Genomic DNA, 17,679 nt, shown 5'->3' with positions numbered 1-17,679 from the left:
CCCCCTCACTTCACGCTCCGGCGCGCCGTGAGGGGCCCGGAGCCCAGTCCCCGCCTGCCGCGAGGGGCACATGCCTCCGCTCCGCAACCCCTACGGACCGCCCCTGCCCCCCTACATTCTGTGACCCGTATCACCGCTCCGTTGTGACCTGCGATTTAGGGACCTACGTCCCTCGGGGATAACCTGCGAGACGGACATGCCGCGTCCACGGTCACCGTGTACGCCTCCCTTGTGACAGCGCAGTCACGTTGCCCTTCGCGGCACGCCCACGCAGACAACGAACCGCGATCATCAGAAAAGGGACGGACGCGCGTGGACCTGTTCGAGTACCAGGCGAGGGATCTCTTCGCCAAGCACGGAGTACCGGTGCTGGCCGGTGAAGTCATCGACACGCCTGAGGCCGCGCGCGCCGCGACCGAGCGCCTCGGCGGCAAGTCCGTCGTCAAGGCCCAGGTGAAGGTCGGTGGCCGCGGCAAGGCCGGCGGCGTCAAGCTGGCCGGCGACCCGGACGAGGCCGTCGCCCGCGCGACGGACATCCTCGGGATGGACATCAAGGGCCACACGGTCCACAAGGTGATGATCGCCGAGCTGTCCCCGGAGATCGAGGCGGAGTACTACGTCTCGTACCTCCTCGACCGCACCAACCGCACCTTCCTGGCCATGGCCTCGGTGCAGGGCGGCATGGACATCGAGGAGGTCGCGGAGAAGACCCCCGAGGCCCTCGCGAAGGTCCCGGTCAACGCCGTCGAGGGCGTGGACATCGTCAAGGCCCGCGAGATCGTGGCCCAGGCGAAGTTCCCGGCCGACGTGGCCGAGGGTGTCGCCGAGGCCATGGTGACCCTGTGGGACACCTTCGTCGCCGAGGACGCGCTCCTCGTCGAGGTCAACCCGCTGGTGAAGACCAAGGACGGCCGCATTCTGGCCCTGGACGGCAAGGTGTCTCTCGACGAGAACGCCGACTTCCGTCAGCCCGGCCACGAGGCGCTCGAGGACAAGGCCGCAGCCAACCCGCTCGAGGCTGCCGCCAAGGCCAAGGGCCTCAACTACGTCAAGCTCGAGGGCGAGGTCGGCATCATCGGTAACGGTGCCGGTCTGGTCATGTCGACCCTGGACGTCGTCGCGTACGCCGGTGAGAACCACGGCGGCGTGAAGCCGGCCAACTTCCTCGACATCGGTGGCGGCGCCTCCGCCGAGGTCATGGCGAACGGCCTGGAGATCATCCTGGGCGACCCGGACGTCAAGTCCGTGTTCGTCAACGTCTTCGGTGGCATCACCGCCTGTGACGAGGTCGCCAACGGCATCGTCCAGGCCCTGGAGCTCCTCGCCTCCAAGGGCGAAGAGGTCACCAAGCCGCTCGTCGTGCGCCTCGACGGCAACAACGCGGAGCTGGGTCGCAAGATCCTGTCGGACGCGAACCACCCGCTCGTGCAGCGCGTGGACACCATGGACGGCGCGGCCGACAAGGCCGCCGAGCTCGCGGCTGCGAAGTAAGGGACGAGGTCAGAACACCATGGCTATCTTCCTGACCAAGGACAGCAAGGTCATCGTCCAGGGCATGACCGGTGCCACGGGCATGAAGCACACCAAGCTCATGCTGGGTGACGGCACCAACATCGTCGGTGGCGTGAACCCGCGCAAGGCCGGCACGACCGTCGACTTCGACGGCACCGAGGTCCCGGTCTTCGGCTCCGTCGCCGAGGCGATGAAGGAGACCGGCGCCAACGTCTCCGTCCTCTTCGTCCCGCCGGCCTTCGCGAAGGCCGCCGTGGTCGAGGCGATCGACGCCGAGATCCCGCTGGCCGTCGTCATCACCGAGGGCATCGCCGTCCACGACTCCGCCGCCTTCTGGGCGTACGCGCAGTCGAAGGGCAACAAGACCCGCATCATCGGCCCGAACTGCCCCGGTCTCATCACCCCGGGCCAGTCGAACGCCGGCATCATCCCGGGCGACATCACGAAGCCGGGCCGCATCGGCCTCGTCTCGAAGTCCGGCACGCTGACGTACCAGATGATGTACGAGCTCCGTGACATCGGCTTCTCGTCCGCCGTCGGCATCGGTGGCGACCCGGTCATCGGCACCACGCACATCGACGCCCTCGCGGCGTTCGAGGCGGACCCCGACACCGACCTGATCGTCATGATCGGTGAGATCGGCGGCGACGCCGAGGAGCGTGCGGCCGACTTCATCAAGGCCAACGTCACCAAGCCGGTCGTCGGCTACGTCGCGGGCTTCACCGCGCCCGAGGGCAAGACCATGGGCCACGCCGGCGCCATCGTCTCCGGCTCCTCCGGCACCGCCCAGGCGAAGAAGGAGGCCCTTGAGGCCGCGGGCGTCAAGGTCGGCAAGACGCCGACCGAGACGGCCAAGCTGGCGCGCGCCATCCTCGCGGGCTGACACCAGCCGCAGGAGCACCAGCAGTAGCAGTAGCAGTACGCGAGTGGGCCCCGCCCCTCCCGGGAAACCGGGCGGGGGCGGGGCCCACTCGCGTACCGCCTGCTTTCGTGCGCCTGCCTACTCCGCCGACGGGATCAGCCGCTCCGGGCCGGGGTTCGGCTCGCTGCGGAGCTTGTCGCGGAGTTCGACGTCCTCAGGGCCGAGCTTCTGCGGGCCGCCGCGCACCGGCACCCCGTTGACGGTCTCGCCGGGGACCTCCACGGGCAGGTAGCGCGTCGGAGCGGTCGCCGCCGTGAAGGCCGTCACGCAGATCAGGGCCGCCGTCACCCCGAGCACCGTCCGCGTCCACTTGCGGGTCCGCCGCTCGCTGCCCGTCCGGACCGCGCGCGCCGCCGGGAGGGTCGCCGTCGGCGCCTCGGAGACCAGCTCGTGCAGCCGCCGGTGCAGGGTCTCCGGCTCGGCGAGCTCGGGGATCCGCTGCCCGATGACCGTCCGGGCGTGCAGCAGCCGGTTGGCGGCGGCGGGGGTGCTCGCCTCCGTCTCGGCGGCCGTGTCCGGCAGGTCGAGGCCGAGCCCGTCGTAGAGGAGGACGGTACGGCGGTACGGCGGTGGCAGTTCGAGCAGCGCGGCGAGCAGCGCCCGCCGGCTCGCCTCGGTCGGCGGCGCGTCGGGGTGCTTGTGGGCGCGCCGCAGCCGGTGCCAGGGGGAGAGGGCGTACTCGTACGCCGCCGCCCGCACCCAGCCCACCGGGTCCGCGTCGACGGCGACCTCGGGCCAGTGCTCCCAGGCGTGGTGGAAGGCGTACTCGACGGACTCGCGGGAGAGCCGGCGGCGCCCCGTGAGCAGATAGGTCTGGTGGACGAGCCCGGGCGCGGCGTGCGCGTACAGCGCGTCGAAGGCCTCCGCGGGCGTGAGGCCCGGCTCGACGGGTGGCTGCGCGGGTACGGGCTCGGGGGCGGGCTCCCAGGCAGCCTCCGCTCCCGCCGGTTTCAGGCGTTCCGGCGGCTTCGAGGCGCCCTTGCGTGCGGCGCCGGGCGCGATGGCCGGGACCGGCGAGGGGGCCTTGGGCGGCTTGGCGGCCCGCTTCACGGCTGCCATGGGCCGGACCGAGGCGGAGGCGGAGGCCGAGGAGGGGGGCAGGGCCATTGGTGTGACCGCGGACGTGGCCGCGGACATCGGTGCGGGCGCGGGCGGGGTGTGCTCCGATGCGCGGGCGGCCTCGGCGACCTCCGCCGCGCCGAGCAGTTTCGCGTACGCCTCGCGCTTGCGGCCCCGGGGCGCCGAGCGCCCGGTCTCCCAGGCCTTGACGGTGGCCTTCGTGACGCCCATGGCCTCGGCGACCTGCTCCTCGCTCAGGGCGAGGGCCTCACGCAACCTGCGCCGCTCCTTCGGTGTCGGCAGGGTCGCGGAGGATGCGGAATCCGTGGTGCTCCGGCTCATCGGCGTCGACCTCCCGCAGAGCTGCTATGGGCGGAAAAGTACATAAACGTATCTTGAGCGACACAGCGGAGGTTTGCCTGTTACGCGGCTTAAGCGCGTGTCGTTGGCAGCATGGCCCCGTGACCCATCTGACCGAGCACCCCCTGGTCCAGGGCGGCCGTTCCGCCGCCCTGGCCACCGCCTGCGTCCGCGGCGGAGTCGCCGCCGGGCTCGGTCTCGGCGCCCTCGCCGTCCTGGTGACCGCGGCCTGGATCAGCTCCCCGCACCCCGACAGCGGCCCCGGCGGCGCCCTGCACCTCGCCGCCGGGCTCTGGCTCCTCGCCCACGGCGTGGACCTGATCCGTACGGACACGCTGTCCGGGCTGCCCGCGCCCCTCGGCGTCGTGCCGATGCTCCTCGCCGTCCTGCCCGTCTGGCTCGTCCACCGGGCCGCCCGCGACACCCTCGACCCCGGCGGCGACAGCGACCGGCCGCGCCCTTCTCCGAGCGGTGCGGTGGCCGCGGTCGCCGGGGGATACCTGCTGGTCGCGGCGGTCGTGGTGGTCTACAGCGAGAGCGGCCCGCTGCCCGCCGAGCTGATCAGCGCCGGCTTCTGGCTGCCCGCCGTCGTCTTCGGCGCGGCGGGGACCGGCGTCTGGACGGCGCTCGGCCGCCCGCTGCCCGGACAGCGGCAGGCGGCGGCCGCCGTGCGCGCGGCGGGCCTCGGGATCGTGACGCTGTGCGGCGGCGGCGCGGTGCTCGCCGCGGTCTCGCTGGCCTGGCACGCGGGCGAGGCGCAGGCGGCGTTCGAGGGCCTCGCGGGGGAGTGGTCGGGGCAGGCGGCGGTCGTGCTCCTCGTCCTGGCGCTGCTGCCGAACGCGGCCGTGTGGGGCGCGGCGTACGGGCTCGGCCCCGGCTTCACCCTGGGTACGGGCGCGCTCGCGACCCCGCTGGGTCTCGCCGGCGACCCGGCCGTGCCGTCGTTCCCGCTGCTGGCCGCACTGCCCGCCGAGGGGCGCGGTACGTGGACGCACTGGGCGGCGGTCGCGGTCCCGCTGGCCGCGACCCTGGTGCAGGGGTGGCGTGTGGGCCGTACGGCGCGGGGCTGGCCGGCCCGGGACGTGGCCCTGACGGCGCTGGCCGCGGCCTGGGCGTGCGGGGCGGCCGTGGCCGTCCTCGCGGCCGCCGCGGGCGGCCCGCTCGGCTCCGGGCGGCTGTCCGCCTTCGGCCCGGTGTGGTGGCAGGCCGGCGCGGCGACGGTGCTGTGGGGCGCGTGCGTCGGGGTGCCGGTGGCCTTGGGCGTACGGGCATGGGGCCTCCGGGCGCTCCGGCCCAAGCCGCTGCCGCTGCCCGTCCCGGCACCCGTGACCGCACCCGCGACGGCGCAGGTGACCGCGTCCCCGGGAGCGGGGTTCGGGGACCCCTTCGACCTGGAGGCGCAGCCGGACGCCGCTCCGGACCCCACGACGGCTGCCACGACCGCTGCCGCTGCCGGTGCCACCGCCTCTCCCGGCGGCCAGGCGTCGCAAACCACCGGGACCGATCCCGGCACCCCGGCAGCTACGACGAAGGCCGCCGCCCCGGTCCCGGCTCTGGGCCTCGACCTGGACGACGACCCGGGCTACGAGCCCTACGACTACCTCCCGGCGGCGTGGGAGTCCTCCCCGCCGCCGGACCTCAAGGGCTGAGCGGGGGTTACTCCCGCACGCCGAAGCCCGCGCGCAGCGGCTTCGGCAGGAGGTCGTTGCAGGCGAGCTCGCCCGCGTGGGTCAGGGCGTCGTCACGGCACTCGTAGAAGTCCGCGTAGACGAGCTGCATGGTGAAGCCGACCGCGACGATCATCAGGGCCACGGTCGATGCCACCAGACCGCTGATCGCGGCCGTCCGCAGGGAGCGGACCGGCGTGGCCGCCGGAGTCGGAGTCGGAGCGGGAGCGGGGGCGGGCGCGTCCGAGGGCTGAGAGGCGGACGGTTCCGACGGTGACGTCGGCGACGCGTCGGCCGCCGCCGCGTCCTTCGACTTCGCGCGCAGGGAGCTGATGGCCCAGTAGAGCCCGAGGGCGCCGAGCAGCAGCGCCAGCTCCGGGATCTCGAAGATGGCGAAGAAGAAGGCCCACATGCCCGCGAGGATCGCGTAGCGCGCCCGCCGCTGCGCCGGGTCCGTCGGATCCCAGCGCATCCCCTTGTCACGGCCGGACCCGCCCTGCCCCGGTCCGCCCTCCGGGCCTCCCCGGCGGTCGGGACCCCGGCCGAACCCGTCCGTCGAACGGCCCGGCTGGCGCGGGCTCCAGCGCCCGTCGGGCGCCCCGGACGACCCGGTGGGCCCGGTGGGCCCGCCCGGTTCCGATCCCGGAGCGTCCGGCGACCCCGAGGAACCGGACGCGTCGTCGTCCGAGCCCTCCGGTCGCCGGGGCTGCCACGGCTGATCCGGCCGGCCCTCGGGCGGCGGCGCGAACGGGTTGTTGTCGTTCGTGGACTGGCGCTCCGGCATGTGCTGGACGTCTTCCCTCTGTCGTCGCGACCGCGGCCGCACCCGCGGTCTCCGCTGCTGTCTCTTCTGCGTGCACTTCTTGCGTGCACTTCTGCGTGGTCTTCTGCGTGCCGTGTCCGGCGCCGTGTCCGGCGTCTCGCTCGGCGTCTTGTCCGGTCTCGTCCGGAGTGCTGCCCGGTGTCCTGTCCGGTGTCTCGTCCGGCGTCGGACCCTGACGCTACCGCCCTGCTCCGCCCCCGTCCCGTGGGGGCCGTCCGGTGTGCCGGTATCGTTGCTGACGGTCGAGCCATTCGTAGGGTTCCCCGTATCGAGCGACACGATTCGTTCGTACGACCGTACAAACACCACGGAAAGAGTGACCCAGTGGCTGCCGCCCGCCTCGTCGTCCTGGTCTCCGGGTCCGGTACCAATCTGCAGGCCCTCCTCGACGCCATCGCCGCCGACCCCGACGGGTACGGGGCGGAGATCGTCGCCGTCGGCGCGGACCGCGACGGCATCGTCGGTCTGGAGCGCGCCGAGCGCGCCGGGCTGCCGACCTACGTCTGCCGCGTCAAGGACCACGCGACCCGCGAGGAGTGGGACCGCGCCCTGACCGCGGCGACCGCGGCCCACGAGCCGGACCTCGTCGTCTCGGCCGGGTTCATGAAGATCGTCGGCAAGGAGTTCCTCGCCCGCTTCGGCGGCCGGGTCGTCAACACCCACCCGGCGCTGCTGCCCAGTTTTCCCGGTGCCCACGGGGTGCGTGACGCCCTCGCCTACGGCGCGAAGGTCACCGGGTGCACCGTCCACTTCGTCGACGACGGCGTCGACACCGGCCCGATCATCGCCCAGGGCGTCGTCGAGGTCCGGGACGAGGACGATGAAACCGCGCTCCATGAGCGCATCAAGGAAGTCGAGCGCTCGCTGCTCGTCGAGGTCGTGGGGCGTCTGGCCCGGCACGGCTACCGCATTGAGGGACGAAAGGTAACAATCCCGTGACCGCCGAAGGTACGACGCGCCCCATCCGCCGCGCACTCGTCAGCGTCTACGACAAGACCGGCCTGGAGAAGCTGGCCCGCGGCCTGCACGAGGCGGGTGTCGCCCTCGTCTCCACCGGTTCCACCGCCGCGAAGATCGCCGCCGCCGGCATCCCGGTCACCAAGGTCGAGGAGCTGACCGGCTTCCCCGAGTGCCTGGACGGCCGCGTCAAGACGCTGCACCCGCGCGTGCACGCCGGCATCCTCGCCGACCTGCGCCTGGAGGACCACCGCAACCAGCTCGCCGAGCTGGGTGTCGAGCCCTTCGACCTGGTCGTCGTGAACCTGTACCCGTTCAAGGAGACCGTCGCCTCCGGCGCCACCCCCGACGAGTGCGTCGAGCAGATCGACATCGGCGGCCCGTCGATGGTCCGCGCCGCCGCCAAGAACCACCCGTCGGTGCTGGTCGTCACCGACCCGGGCGCGTACGACGCGGTCCTCCTGGCGGTCAAGGAGGGCGGCTCCAACCTGGGCCTGCGCAAGCGGTTCGCCTCCCAGGCCTTCCAGCACACCGCCGCGTACGACGTGGCCGTCGCCTCCTGGTTCGCCGCGGACTACGCCGCCGCCGACGAGTCGGGCTTCCCCGACTTCCTCGGCCACACGTACGAGCGCTCCAACGTGCTGCGCTACGGCGAGAACCCGCACCAGGGCGCCGCGCTCTACGTCGACGGCACGGGCGGCCTCGCCGAGGCGGAGCAGCTGCACGGCAAGGAGATGTCGTACAACAACTTCACGGACACCGACGCCGCGCGCCGGGCCGCGTACGACCACGCCGAGCCCTGCGTCGCGATCATCAAGCACGCCAACCCGTGCGGCATCGCGATCGGCGCGGACGTCGCCGAGGCCCACCGCAAGGCGCACGCCTGTGACCCGCTGTCCGCGTTCGGCGGCGTCATCGCCGTCAACCGCCCGGTCTCGGTCGCGATGGCCGAGCAGGTCGCCGAGATCTTCACCGAGGTCATCGTGGCCCCCGGCTACGAGGACGGCGCGGTCGAGGTCCTGGCCAAGAAGAAGAACATCCGCGTCCTCCGCGCCGACGGCGCCCCGGCCAACCCGGTCGAGGTCAAGCCGATCGACGGCGGCGCGCTGCTCCAGGTCACCGACCGCCTCCAGGCCGACGGCGACGACCCGGCGAACTGGACCCTGGCGACCGGCGAGGCGCTGTCGGCCGAGGAGCTCGCCGAGCTCTCCTTCGCCTGGAAGGCCTGCCGCGCGGTCAAGTCCAACGCGATCCTGCTCTCCAAGGACGGCGCCTCGGTCGGCGTCGGCATGGGCCAGGTCAACCGCGTCGACTCCGCGAAGCTGGCCGTCGAGCGGGCGGGCGAGGAGCGGGCGCGCGGTGCGTACGCCGCGTCGGACGCCTTCTTCCCCTTCCCCGACGGCCTGGAGATCCTGACGGCCGCCGGTGTGAAGGCGGTCGTGCAGCCCGGCGGCTCGGTCCGTGACGAGCTGGTCGTCGAGGCGGCGAAGAAGGCGGGCGTGACGATGTACTTCACCGGTACGCGTCACTTCTTCCACTGATCCTCGCGCGGAAGCGGACGGAGGGCCCCGCTGGTACGTGGTGCGTACCGGCGGGGCCCTCCGTCGTTCGGGTCAGCTCATCCAGCGGTCGCAGCCGGACACCCACTCGTGCCCGCGGATGTTGTTGTTCATGTTGATTCCGTTGCTGAAGGTGTTCCGGGACAGGTTGTCGACGAAGAACTCGTTCGGCGCGAGACAGTTGTAGCCACCGCCGCGGTTCGCCAGGTAGTAGAACTTGACCTTGTCCTCGCCACCCGTGTAGCCGGCGTTCATGACGGACGACGCCTTGTCCCCGTCGTTCTCGAAACCGCCGCCCGAGGCGTTCCAGTCCAGGTCGTCGCCCGGGGTGCTGCCGAGGTAGGTGTAGCAGTAGGTGCTGTCGTACGCGTACACCTTGCCGTTCCGGCCCGGCCAGATGTCGTTGCAGTGGTTGGCCGTGGTGCCCGTGCCCGATGCCTGGGCCGCGGTGGCGGGGGCGATCAGGCCCGCGACGGCGAGGCCGAGGGCGGCGACGGACATGCCGAACTTGCGCATGATTGGCTCCTTCGGTGGGTGTGGGTGTGGGTGTGGGTGTGACTGGTGAGGGCGGGTCGGTCAGACCCGGGCGCCGGTGATCCCGGCAGCCCGCTCGTAGGCCCTGTGCTGGAGCCGGCGATGGGCGTCCAGTTCCTCGCCGTACTCGTCGCGCAGGGCGTTCAGGTAGTGCGTCTGGCGCTCGCGGGCCACAGTGGCCAGCGAGGTCTCGCGGGCGCAGCGGGCCTCGGCGACCGCGGTACGCGTCTCGCTCGTGAAGTCCCCCGACCGGGCCGCCGCGTCCCGCGCCGCCGCGGGGTCGGGGTGGGCGAAGCCGGACCGCTTCATGCAGGCCGCCCAGCCCGCGAGGGCGGTCGTGAACCGCTCGTCCCGCAGGATCTCGGGGACGTACAGGGGCTGGAGGTTGGTGACGGCCTTGTCGGCCCGGAACCAGGTGCCCGGGTCCCCGTACAGCTCCCGCTCGGCCTCCTCCGAGCAGCCGCCGAGCCGTTTGCGGACGGAGGCGGAGCCGCCGGGGACCTTCGCGGTGAGGATCCGTGCCCGGCCGCCGCCGTCCAGCGTCTCGTCGTAGGCCTTACGGCGCTCGGCGGAGAGGCCCTCGCGGTACGCGCCGTTGGGGTTCGTCCGCCGGTAGCGGTCGGCCGCGGCCGCGATCCGGCTGCCGTAGCCGTGCTTCCGCGCCCACTCCACGTCGTCGCTGACGTAACCGGACGCGCGGCTCTCCTCCAGGCTGGGCCTGGGGCCCGTCCAGTACGAGAAGCCGGCCCGGTTCATGCACTGCTTGACCAGCACCTCGTTGGCGTCCGAGATCCGCAGCCGCTCGGTCGGCGTCAGCTCGCGCTCCGGCCGGGGCGCGGCCGCCGGTGTCGAGCAGCCGGCCGCCACCGCCACCGCCACCGCCACCGCCGCCGTCACCGCCGTCACGGCGACGGCCGCGCGGACACGCACGGGCAAGTGCCTCATCGCAGGTCCCCCCTGTGGCTGCGCCGCCCCTTCGCGGCGCAGTCACACCTTGGCGCCCGGTCGGGCACCGGGGTACCTCGTAACTCCTAGGGAAGGCTCAGGAGCACTCGCCGCCCCAGGTCACGGACCTGATCGTCCGGCCGCCGGCGGCGAAGTCGCCCCGGCCGTCCGCCCAGCCGTGGTGCAGGCACGACGTGCCGCCCTCCGCGAAGGAGACGTACACGTGGTCGCTGCCGGCCTCCGGGTTGCCGTTGTTGAAGAAGGACGTGCGCAGGCCGCAGGTGCTCGCCGGCACGTTCCTGTCGGTCTTGCAGACCGTGCCCCGGCCGCCCGTCTCGGAGTAGAAGCAGACGGAGCCGTTGGGGCAGTTCCACGGCTGGTACGGGGCGGTCTGCGGCTGTGCGCAGTTGCCGCTCGTGACGCTCGCCCACTGGCGCCCGGCCCCGCTGTACTCGACGCCGCCGAAGTGGACGGGCCTGCGGTGGGTCTCGTCCGTGAACGTGCCGGAGGCCAGGTAGCGCTGTTCGTAGTGGAGGTGGGCCCAGTCGCCGGCCGCGCCGGACTTGCCCACGCGGCCGATCTGGGTGGCGCCGGTGACCTGGCCGCCGACCTTCACGTACGCGTCCGGCGCCTCCTGGAGGTGGTAGTACGCCGTGAACCAGCCGTTGCCGTGACTGATCTGGAGGGTGTTGCCGGAGCCGCTGTTCCCGTACGCGGCCGAGACCGTGCCCGGGGCGGAGGCGTAGACGGGCAGGCCGTCGGAGCCGGGGTTGCCCTCCTTGACGATGTCGAGCGCCGGGTCATGGCCCCAGGTGTCGAGCTGCCACTTCGTGCCGCAGGCGAAGGGCAGCTGGAAGGCCGGCTTGCCGGCGGGCGGGGCGGCGGTCACCGCCTCGGTGGCGGCTCCGGCCGAGGTGGCCCCGAGTCCGAGGGTGAGGCCCAGGGCCGTCAGGAACGCCAGGAGTGCGGCGCGCGGTCGTGCGTAGGACACGTTCGTGTTCCCTTCTCGCGATCGGATGGCCGTCCCACCGTCCCGAAGTCCGGCGCTCCGCCCGCACTCGGAGATCAGAGGGTCGCGGCCGCCTCGCAGCTCGTGGACCAGGTGTGCGAGGCGATCGGCCGGGGCAGGGCGAGGTCGCGGCGCGCGCCCTGCCGTACGCAGCCCAGGTCGTCCTTCAGGTCCTTCGCCGCGAACAACGCGACGTGGACGAAGCCCTTCGGGTCGGCGGCGCCGTTGTTGAACACCGAGCGGGGGCCCTCCTTCCGTGCCCACGCGCAGACCGTGTCGCCGTCGAACCACTCGGGGTCGTCGTTCTCCCAGTCGCACATCTCGCCCCGGCCGCCCGCTTCGGAGAAGAAGCAGACGTATCCCGGCGCGCACCGCTCGTACCCGGCGGCGACGTTCTCCCCGTCCTGCCGGTCGAGCAGGGCGTTCAGACCGAGGCCCGCCGCCGTCAGACCGGCCAGGGCGGCGGCGAGGAGCGGCACGAGACGTCGTCGTCCGCGGCGCCGGCGGCGCGGCATCCGGCCCGCCGCCGCCTCCCGGACCCGGCGCAGGACGGACGTCGCGTCGTGGGCGGCCCGCTCCTCGTGGGTGCGGCTCAGACAGTCGGTGACGATCTCCCGCCACACGGTCGGGAGCTCGGGGGAGAGCCGGAGCTCCTCCTCGCCGCGCGCGTAGCGGAGGGCGGCGTCCCGGCGGGCGGTCGGCGTGCCGCCGGGGAGCGGGGAGGAGCCGGTCAGGACGGTGTGGGCCAGGACGCCGAAGGCCCAGACGTCGGCGCTGGGACGGATCCGCGTGCCCCGGTCGCCGACCTCCGACCAGAGCAGCTCGGGCGGTGTGTAGTCGGGCGTGGCGAAGCCGGCGGCGTAGGCGTGGCTGCCCTCCAGCTCGCTCGCCGTGCTGAAGTCGCCGAGCCGGACGCTGCCGTCCTTCATCAGCAGGACGTTCCCCGGCTTGAGGTCGCCGTGCACCCAGCCCGCCGTGTGCAGCTGGTGCAGGCCCTCGCAGATCTGGACGAGCAGCGCGGGGCCGGACGGCGGCGGCGCCGCCGTGTTCGTGAGCAGCGACTGGAGCGGGCGCTCCGCCTCCTCCAGTACGAGGACGGTGGCGCCGTCGAGCTCCGGGTGTGCCGGGTCGTCGACCGTCAGGGTCTCGTACAGCCGGATCAGGCGCGGTGAGCGCAGCCGGCTCAGCAGGTCGACCTCGCGGTCGGCGAGGTCGCGCAGGTGGCGCAGCTGGCGCGGGGTGTGGGTGCCGGTCGGCAGGAACTTGAGCGCGGCCCGGGCGGGGAGATCACCCCGTCCGGGCCGGGGGTCGCCCGTGCGGCGTGCCGCGTACACGCTGCCGAACGCGCCGGCGCCCAGCGGGCGCTCGACGGTCCAGTCGCCGACCTCGTACCCGGTCGGCACGGTCAGCGGGAAGCAGTTCACCGTGCCTCCGGCAGGGGCGTCGGGGCTGTCAGCGTCGTCGGGGTCGTCGGGGACGTCAGCGTCGTCAGGTCGTCCTCGCGGACGAGGTCGAAGCGGAGCGCGAGCGAGACCAGGGACTCCTTCTTGCCGTTGAGGCGCGGACCCGCGTCCGCCGTGTCCGGGCCCGGCTTGAGCCGTAACTTCACGGCCAGGTAGTCGATGTTCCACTGCACCGAGGCGCGGTTCACCGCGGGCCACAGCGGTCGCAGCCGCTCCACGATCCGGTCGACCGTCGGCAGCGGCGCGTGCGGGGCGCCGCGCAGCCGCGACTCGCAGAGCGCGGCGAGGACGAGGAAGTACCGCTTGGATCGGTCGAGGGGGAAGGCGAGCGCGGTCGGCTCGCCCTCCTCGGCGGAGGCGGAGTACGCGCGCTCCACGTAGTCGTGGCGGGGAGCCCAGACGCTGAAGTCGAGCAGGTCGCCGCCCGCGGGCAGGACGACCCGGGAGAACTCGAACGGTACGGGGGCGTCGACCCGCCCCGGCGCGATCTTGATGTGCTCCCCGGCGCCCTCCGGGTTCTCGACGACGTAGGTCGAGGCCGCGCTGAAGTTGCTGAGCGTCCAGTAGCTCGCCGTGGCGCCGATCTCGCCGGCGGTGCGGGACACCCCGGGGTGGGGGATGTCCAGGTGGTGGCGCGGTGCGCCGGCCGTCTGCGGGGTGGCGCGGCCGAAGTGGAGCCTCTCGCCGGGTGCCAGCCTGACCTGGCTCCCGGGGCCGGCGGCGGGTGCGGGCACCACGATGATGCTGTACATGACGCTTCCTTTCCCGAGGTCTGCCTGCGCGGTCAGGCTAGGAAGCGGCGATAAACGAATGCAGAACGTCACGTACCGCTTACGGATCGGCCGATCGGGTGGACTCTGGTCTAATGGGTTGCTCTTTTGTCGGCCGCCGGTTGTGGGGGACGTGGTGTTGGACGTACTGAACAGGCCCGCTGCGGATACCACCGACGCGGACGCGTCGTCGGACGGCCTCTCCCCGGCACCGCTGAGGCCCTATGTGATCCTCGCGGTCGTCCTCTGCGGCCTGTACTTCCTTTACTCCTGGGTGCAGTACGCGCACTTCCGCACCCCTTCCTGGGACCTCGGGATCTTCGGACAGTCCGTCAGGGCGTACGCCGAGTTCCGGGCCCCCGTCGTCGACATCAAGGGCCCCGGCTTCCACATACTCGGCGACCATTTCAGCCCGGTCACCGCACTGCTCGCGCCCCTGTACTGGATCTGGCCCTCGCCCGCCGCCCTGCTCCTCGGGCAGGCCGCGCTCTTCGCCGCCTCCGCCGTCGTCGTCGGCCGCACCACCCAGCAGGTCCTCGGCAGCCGCGCCGCCGGCATCGGACTCGCCGTCGCGTACGGGCTCTCCTGGGGGCTCCAGGAGGCCGTCAAGTCCGACTTCCACGAGATCGCCTTCGCCGTCCCGATGCTCGCCCTGACCTGCCGGGCCCTGCTCCTCGGGCGCTGGACGGCGGCCGTCGCCTGGTCCGCCCCGCTCGTCCTCGTCAAGGAGGACATGGGGCTCACCGTCGCCATGGTCGGCGTGGTGCTCTTCGTGAAGGGCCGGAAGAAGCTGGGCGCCGCCCTGGCCGGGTTCGGCGTGGCGGCCTTCGCCCTCACGGTCCTCGTCCTGATCCCGGCGGCGAGCCGGGTCGGCGAGTACGACTACTGGTCCAAGATCGAGAAGACGGGCGAGGGCGCGGAGACCTCCATCGGGCAGGTCATCGGTGACGCCCTCGTCTCCGGCGAACGCTGGGAGATGGTGCTCTTCCTGCTCGCCGTCACGGGCTTCCTCGCCCTGCGTTCCCCGCTGGTCCTGCTCGTCCTGCCGACCCTGGGCTGGCGCTTCGTGTCCCAGGACCCCAACCACTGGGGCCTGCACTGGCACTACAGCGCCATCCTCATGCCGGTGCTCTTCCTGGCCCTCGTGGACGCGGCCCGGTCGGTGCGCACCTCGCCGCGCGCCTGGCTCGCCGCGTACGGGAAGGTCGTCGTCCCCGTCGCGACGGCGGTCGCGCTCGTGCTCGCCATGAACCTGCCGCTGCGGGAGCTGCTGAAGTCGGAGACGTACCGCACGGACACCCGGGCCGAGCAGGCGCGCGCGGCCGTGGCCGCGGTGCCGGAGGGCGCGAGCGTGGAGGCGGACGTCTCGCTCCTCGCCCACCTCACGGCGGACCACCGGGTCTACTGGGTCGGCACCTCGAAGGGCGCCACCCCGGACTACCTCGCCTTCGACCTGCGCGGCTGGTCACAGCAGATCTCGGACCCGACGCAGCTGGCTTCGCAACTGCATCCGGAGGCGCGGTACGAGATCACGTACCGGTCGGACGGGTTCGCTGTGCTCAAGCGGGTGTGAGCCCCGGGCTCGCTCCCCCGGGCGCCCTGGCGGGGGAACGGGCGAGGGCCGCCCGGCGGTGTGCCGGACGGCCCTCGGAGCAGCGGGGGAGCCCGCCGCAAGCGTTACTTCTTGATGACGACCGTGCCGGCGGCACGGTCGTGCCAGCCCTGCGTCTTGCCGGTGCTGTCGAAGAACGGCGACAGGTAGACGAGGAGCTGGCCGATACCGCAGACGAGCGCGCCGGCCATCGGGATGATCCAGCGGATGAAGCCGCCGCCGAGGCCCGGCTTGCTGCCCGTGGATTCCTTGACGACGCGGAGGCCCACGGCCATCTTGCCGAGGGTGGCGCCGACGAAGGAGATCATCAGCCACTCGTAGAGCATCGTGGCGATGAACAGCAGGAACAGGAAGCCGAAGAAGGCGGCGAGGATGCCACCGACGGCGGCGGCCTGCTCGTTCACGCAGTCCTGGTACGCCGGGGTCAGCGGGTCGATGCTCGTGCAGTCGTCGACGGTCTCGGCCGCGCCGACCATGCCCGCCGCGCCGAGGAACGACAGGATCCAGACGAGGGCGCCGATGGCCACGGCGTCGATCAGGCGCGCGGCGAACCGCAGACCCATCGAGCCGACCTGGACGGTCCCGAGACCGTGCAGGTTGATGTAGCCGTTGTTGGCCTGGATCGTGCCCGGCGCCGACGGGTACGCGCCCGGCTGCTGCTGGGGGTAGCCGTACCCCTGCTGCGGCACGCCCTGAGGGGCCTGCTGCGGGTAGCCGTAGCCGGGCTGCTGGGGCTGGCCCTGGGGCTGCCCCTGAGGCTGGCCGTAGGGGTTGTTCGGATCGCCGAAGCTCATCGCGGGGTTCCTCCGAGAATGTTTCTGTGCGGGGACGACGCGGCCGCGCGGAGGACTTTCACGACATATGAGCGGATTTCCCCCCGGCACTTTCCGCGGTGTTGCGCAGGTCATCGTCGTAGCAACGTCGAGTTCTTGTCCAGTCGATACGCCTCGGAGTTGTGCAAGTGCAATCTGTCGTCCCGTATGGCGAGCCGTCCGGCAGGAGCGAATTGGAACAAGGCGGGGGTCATCCGGGAGGATGTCTCCATGAGTGCCCAGATTCTCGATGGCAAGGCCACCGCAGCCGCGATCAAGACCGAACTGACCGTCCGTGTGGCGGCCCTCAAGGACCAGGGCATCACGCCTGGCCTGGGCACCGTCCTCGTCGGCGACGACCCGGCCAGCCAGAAGTACGTCGCGGGCAAGCACCGCGACTGTGCCCAGGTCGGCATCGCCTCCATCCAGCGACAGCTTCCGGCCACCGCCACGCAGGAGGAGATCGAGGCGGTCGTACGCGAGCTCAACGAGGACCCGTCCTGCACCGGTTACATCGTCCAGCTCCCGCTGCCGAAGGGCATCGACGAGAACCGCATCCTGGAGCTGATGGACCCGGCCAAGGACGCGGACGGCCTGCACCCGACCAACCTCGGCCGGCTCGTCCTCAACGAGCCCGCCCCGCTGCCCTGCACGCCGAACGGCGTCATCACGCTGCTCCGCGCGCACGGCGTGGAGATCAACGGCGCGGAGGTCGTGGTCGTCGGCCGCGGCGTCACCATCGGCCGCCCGATGCCGCTCATCCTCACCCGCCGCTCCGAGAACGCGACCGTGACCCAGTGCCACACCGGCACCCGGGACCTGTCGGCGCACCTGCGCAACGCCGACATCATCGTGGCGGCGGCCGGCGTGCCGCACCTGATCAAGCCGGAGGACGTGAAGCCGGGCGCGGCCGTCCTCGACGTCGGCGTCTCGCGCAACGGCGAGGGCAAGATCCTCGGCGACGTGGACCCCGGTGTCGCCGAGGTGGCCGGCTGGATCTCCCCGAACCCGGGCGGTGTCGGCCCGATGACCCGCGCACAGCTCCTCGTGAACGTCGTCGAGGCCGCCGAGCGCGCGGCCGCGGCGCTCTGACATGGCCTCCGAGGGTGGGGCCTTCGGGGGCGGTGCCGCCGAGAGCGAGGCCGCCAAGGGGGCCAGGCGGCGCCGGTTCGGTCTGACCACCGACACCGCGCGGCCCGAGGGCGGCGGCCGGGCGGCGGCCGGCGACGCCTCGGCGCCCGCGCGTCAGTGGCCCCTGCTCACCGTTCTCGTCCTGGCCGGCATCGGCCTCGTCGTGGTCGGTACGGACCCGTTTCCGCATGCCTTCCGGGTGGGCACGATGCTCGTCGGCGCGGCCCTGCTCCTCGGCGCCGTGATGCGCCGGGTGGTGCCGTCCGTGGGCATGCTGGCCGTGCGGTCCCGCTTCACGGACATGATCACGTACGGGGTCATGGGCGGCCTGATCGTGCTGCTCGCGCTCATGGTGCAGCCGCGGCCCTGGCTGCGGATCCCGTTCCTGGAGGACGTCCTCCATCTCACCGTGACGTAGAGCGGTGACGTAAGGGACGACAGGCTGCGTACGGCGCCCGCCCTCTCCCCCGTGGGAGGGCGGGCGCCGCTGCGATCAAGAGTCATGTACGTGCCAATGTGGTTCAAGTTCCGGCCGCTCGCTGTG

Annotated in this window: 16 protein-coding genes; 8 read left to right on the top strand and 8 right to left on the bottom strand. The window is 72.5% G+C overall.

Features of this window, described 5'->3' with window-relative positions:
• Positions 1-312 precede the first annotated feature (312 nt).
• Both sucC and sucD read left to right on the top strand, forming a co-directional pair.
• A complete protein-coding gene (gene sucC / locus ACIBG6_RS20920) occupies positions 313-1,491 on the top strand; it encodes an ADP-forming succinate--CoA ligase subunit beta (protein WP_399224088.1) in 1,179 nt (392 codons plus the stop codon).
• Between the two features lie 19 nt (positions 1,492-1,510).
• Positions 1,511-2,395, top strand: coding sequence for a succinate--CoA ligase subunit alpha (gene sucD / locus ACIBG6_RS20915; RefSeq protein ID WP_056552175.1), 885 nt, complete (start codon positions 1,511-1,513; stop codon positions 2,393-2,395).
• A gap of 117 nt (positions 2,396-2,512) precedes the next feature.
• Here sucD and ACIBG6_RS20910 read toward each other — a convergent pair whose 3' ends face one another.
• Positions 2,513-3,835, bottom strand: coding sequence for a sigma factor-like helix-turn-helix DNA-binding protein (locus ACIBG6_RS20910; protein ID WP_399224087.1), 1,323 nt, complete (start codon positions 3,833-3,835; stop codon positions 2,513-2,515).
• A gap of 119 nt (positions 3,836-3,954) precedes the next feature.
• Here ACIBG6_RS20910 and ACIBG6_RS20905 point away from each other — a divergent pair, with 119 nt between their 5' ends.
• Positions 3,955-5,502 carry a DUF6350 family protein gene (locus tag ACIBG6_RS20905; RefSeq protein ID WP_399224086.1) on the top strand — a complete coding sequence of 516 codons (1,548 nt, stop codon included), beginning with the start codon at positions 3,955-3,957 and terminating at the stop codon, positions 5,500-5,502.
• A 7-nt stretch (positions 5,503-5,509) separates the two neighbouring features.
• Here ACIBG6_RS20905 and ACIBG6_RS20900 read toward each other — a convergent pair whose 3' ends face one another.
• Entirely contained in the window at positions 5,510-6,304 is a 795-nt protein-coding gene (locus ACIBG6_RS20900) for a hypothetical protein (RefSeq protein WP_399224085.1), read from the bottom strand.
• Between the two features lie 363 nt (positions 6,305-6,667).
• Here ACIBG6_RS20900 and purN point away from each other — a divergent pair, with 363 nt between their 5' ends.
• Entirely contained in the window at positions 6,668-7,282 is a 615-nt protein-coding gene (gene purN, locus ACIBG6_RS20895) for a phosphoribosylglycinamide formyltransferase (protein ID WP_399224084.1), read from the top strand.
• Positions 7,279-8,841, top strand: coding sequence for a bifunctional phosphoribosylaminoimidazolecarboxamide formyltransferase/IMP cyclohydrolase (purH, locus tag ACIBG6_RS20890; protein WP_399224083.1), 1,563 nt, complete (start codon positions 7,279-7,281; stop codon positions 8,839-8,841). Before purN ends, purH begins: the two co-directional genes overlap by 4 nt.
• A gap of 72 nt (positions 8,842-8,913) precedes the next feature.
• Here purH and ACIBG6_RS20885 read toward each other — a convergent pair whose 3' ends face one another.
• The 5 genes from ACIBG6_RS20885 to ACIBG6_RS20865 form a co-directional block, all read right to left on the bottom strand.
• Positions 8,914-9,375 carry a hypothetical protein gene (locus tag ACIBG6_RS20885; RefSeq protein WP_399224082.1) on the bottom strand — a complete coding sequence of 154 codons (462 nt, stop codon included), beginning with the start codon at positions 9,373-9,375 and terminating at the stop codon, positions 8,914-8,916.
• 60 nt (positions 9,376-9,435) lie between these two features.
• A complete protein-coding gene (locus tag ACIBG6_RS20880; RefSeq protein ID WP_399224081.1) occupies positions 9,436-10,338 on the bottom strand; it encodes a hypothetical protein in 903 nt (300 codons plus the stop codon).
• Positions 10,339-10,435: 97 nt separating this feature from the next.
• Positions 10,436-11,329 carry a peptidoglycan DD-metalloendopeptidase family protein gene (locus ACIBG6_RS20875; protein ID WP_399224080.1) on the bottom strand — a complete coding sequence of 298 codons (894 nt, stop codon included), beginning with the start codon at positions 11,327-11,329 and terminating at the stop codon, positions 10,436-10,438.
• Positions 11,330-11,403: 74 nt separating this feature from the next.
• Complete coding sequence (locus ACIBG6_RS20870) at positions 11,404-12,771, bottom strand: protein kinase (protein WP_399224079.1); 1,368 nt, start codon at positions 12,769-12,771, stop codon at positions 11,404-11,406.
• Positions 12,768-13,562, bottom strand: a complete 795-nt coding sequence (locus ACIBG6_RS20865; protein ID WP_399224078.1) for an FHA domain-containing protein — start codon at positions 13,560-13,562, stop codon at positions 12,768-12,770. The genes ACIBG6_RS20870 and ACIBG6_RS20865 overlap by 4 nt, the downstream gene beginning before the upstream one ends.
• Before the next feature lie 154 nt (positions 13,563-13,716).
• Here ACIBG6_RS20865 and ACIBG6_RS20860 point away from each other — a divergent pair, with 154 nt between their 5' ends.
• Positions 13,717-15,153, top strand: coding sequence for a DUF2079 domain-containing protein (locus ACIBG6_RS20860; RefSeq protein ID WP_399224077.1), 1,437 nt, complete (start codon positions 13,717-13,719; stop codon positions 15,151-15,153).
• Positions 15,154-15,257: 104 nt separating this feature from the next.
• On the opposite strand, the gene ACIBG6_RS20855 is transcribed toward ACIBG6_RS20860, so the two are convergent.
• Positions 15,258-15,986 (bottom strand): RDD family protein, encoded by a 729-nt coding sequence (locus ACIBG6_RS20855; protein WP_399224076.1) that lies wholly within the window; start codon positions 15,984-15,986, stop codon positions 15,258-15,260.
• A gap of 249 nt (positions 15,987-16,235) precedes the next feature.
• On the opposite strand from ACIBG6_RS20855, the gene ACIBG6_RS20850 reads away from it, so the two are divergent.
• Entirely contained in the window at positions 16,236-17,096 is an 861-nt protein-coding gene (locus ACIBG6_RS20850) for a bifunctional methylenetetrahydrofolate dehydrogenase/methenyltetrahydrofolate cyclohydrolase (RefSeq protein ID WP_329621621.1), read from the top strand.
• A gap of 1 nt (position 17,097) precedes the next feature.
• Positions 17,098-17,553 (top strand): DUF3017 domain-containing protein, encoded by a 456-nt coding sequence (locus ACIBG6_RS20845; RefSeq protein ID WP_399224075.1) that lies wholly within the window; start codon positions 17,098-17,100, stop codon positions 17,551-17,553.
• The last annotated feature ends 126 nt before the right edge of the window (positions 17,554-17,679 follow it).

Origin of the sequence: Streptomyces sp. NPDC050842 (assembly GCF_044456565.1) — a bacterium.
Lineage (GTDB): Bacteria > Actinomycetota > Actinomycetes > Streptomycetales > Streptomycetaceae > Streptomyces.
Note: the sequence above shows the minus strand (reverse complement) of the source record. Positions and strands in the feature narration are given on the sequence as shown.

Bases quoted from the DNA above. Each gene is read 5' to 3' on its own strand.
- ACIBG6_RS20845 (WP_399224075.1), top strand. From the start codon at position 17,098: ATGGCCTCCGAGGGTGGGGCCTTCGGGGGCGGTGCCGCCGAGAGCGAG.
- ACIBG6_RS20865 (WP_399224078.1), bottom strand. From the start codon at position 13,562: ATGTACAGCATCATCGTGGTGCCCGCACCCGCCGCCGGCCCCGGGAGC.
- ACIBG6_RS20880 (WP_399224081.1), bottom strand. From the start codon at position 10,338: ATGAGGCACTTGCCCGTGCGTGTCCGCGCGGCCGTCGCCGTGACGGCG.
- ACIBG6_RS20910 (WP_399224087.1), bottom strand. From the start codon at position 3,835: ATGAGCCGGAGCACCACGGATTCCGCATCCTCCGCGACCCTGCCGACA.
- ACIBG6_RS20850 (WP_329621621.1), top strand. From the start codon at position 16,236: ATGAGTGCCCAGATTCTCGATGGCAAGGCCACCGCAGCCGCGATCAAG.
- ACIBG6_RS20885 (WP_399224082.1), bottom strand. From the start codon at position 9,375: ATGCGCAAGTTCGGCATGTCCGTCGCCGCCCTCGGCCTCGCCGTCGCG.
- ACIBG6_RS20855 (WP_399224076.1), bottom strand. From the start codon at position 15,986: ATGAGCTTCGGCGATCCGAACAACCCCTACGGCCAGCCTCAGGGGCAG.
- ACIBG6_RS20900 (WP_399224085.1), bottom strand. From the start codon at position 6,304: ATGCCGGAGCGCCAGTCCACGAACGACAACAACCCGTTCGCGCCGCCG.
- sucD (WP_056552175.1), top strand. From the start codon at position 1,511: ATGGCTATCTTCCTGACCAAGGACAGCAAGGTCATCGTCCAGGGCATG.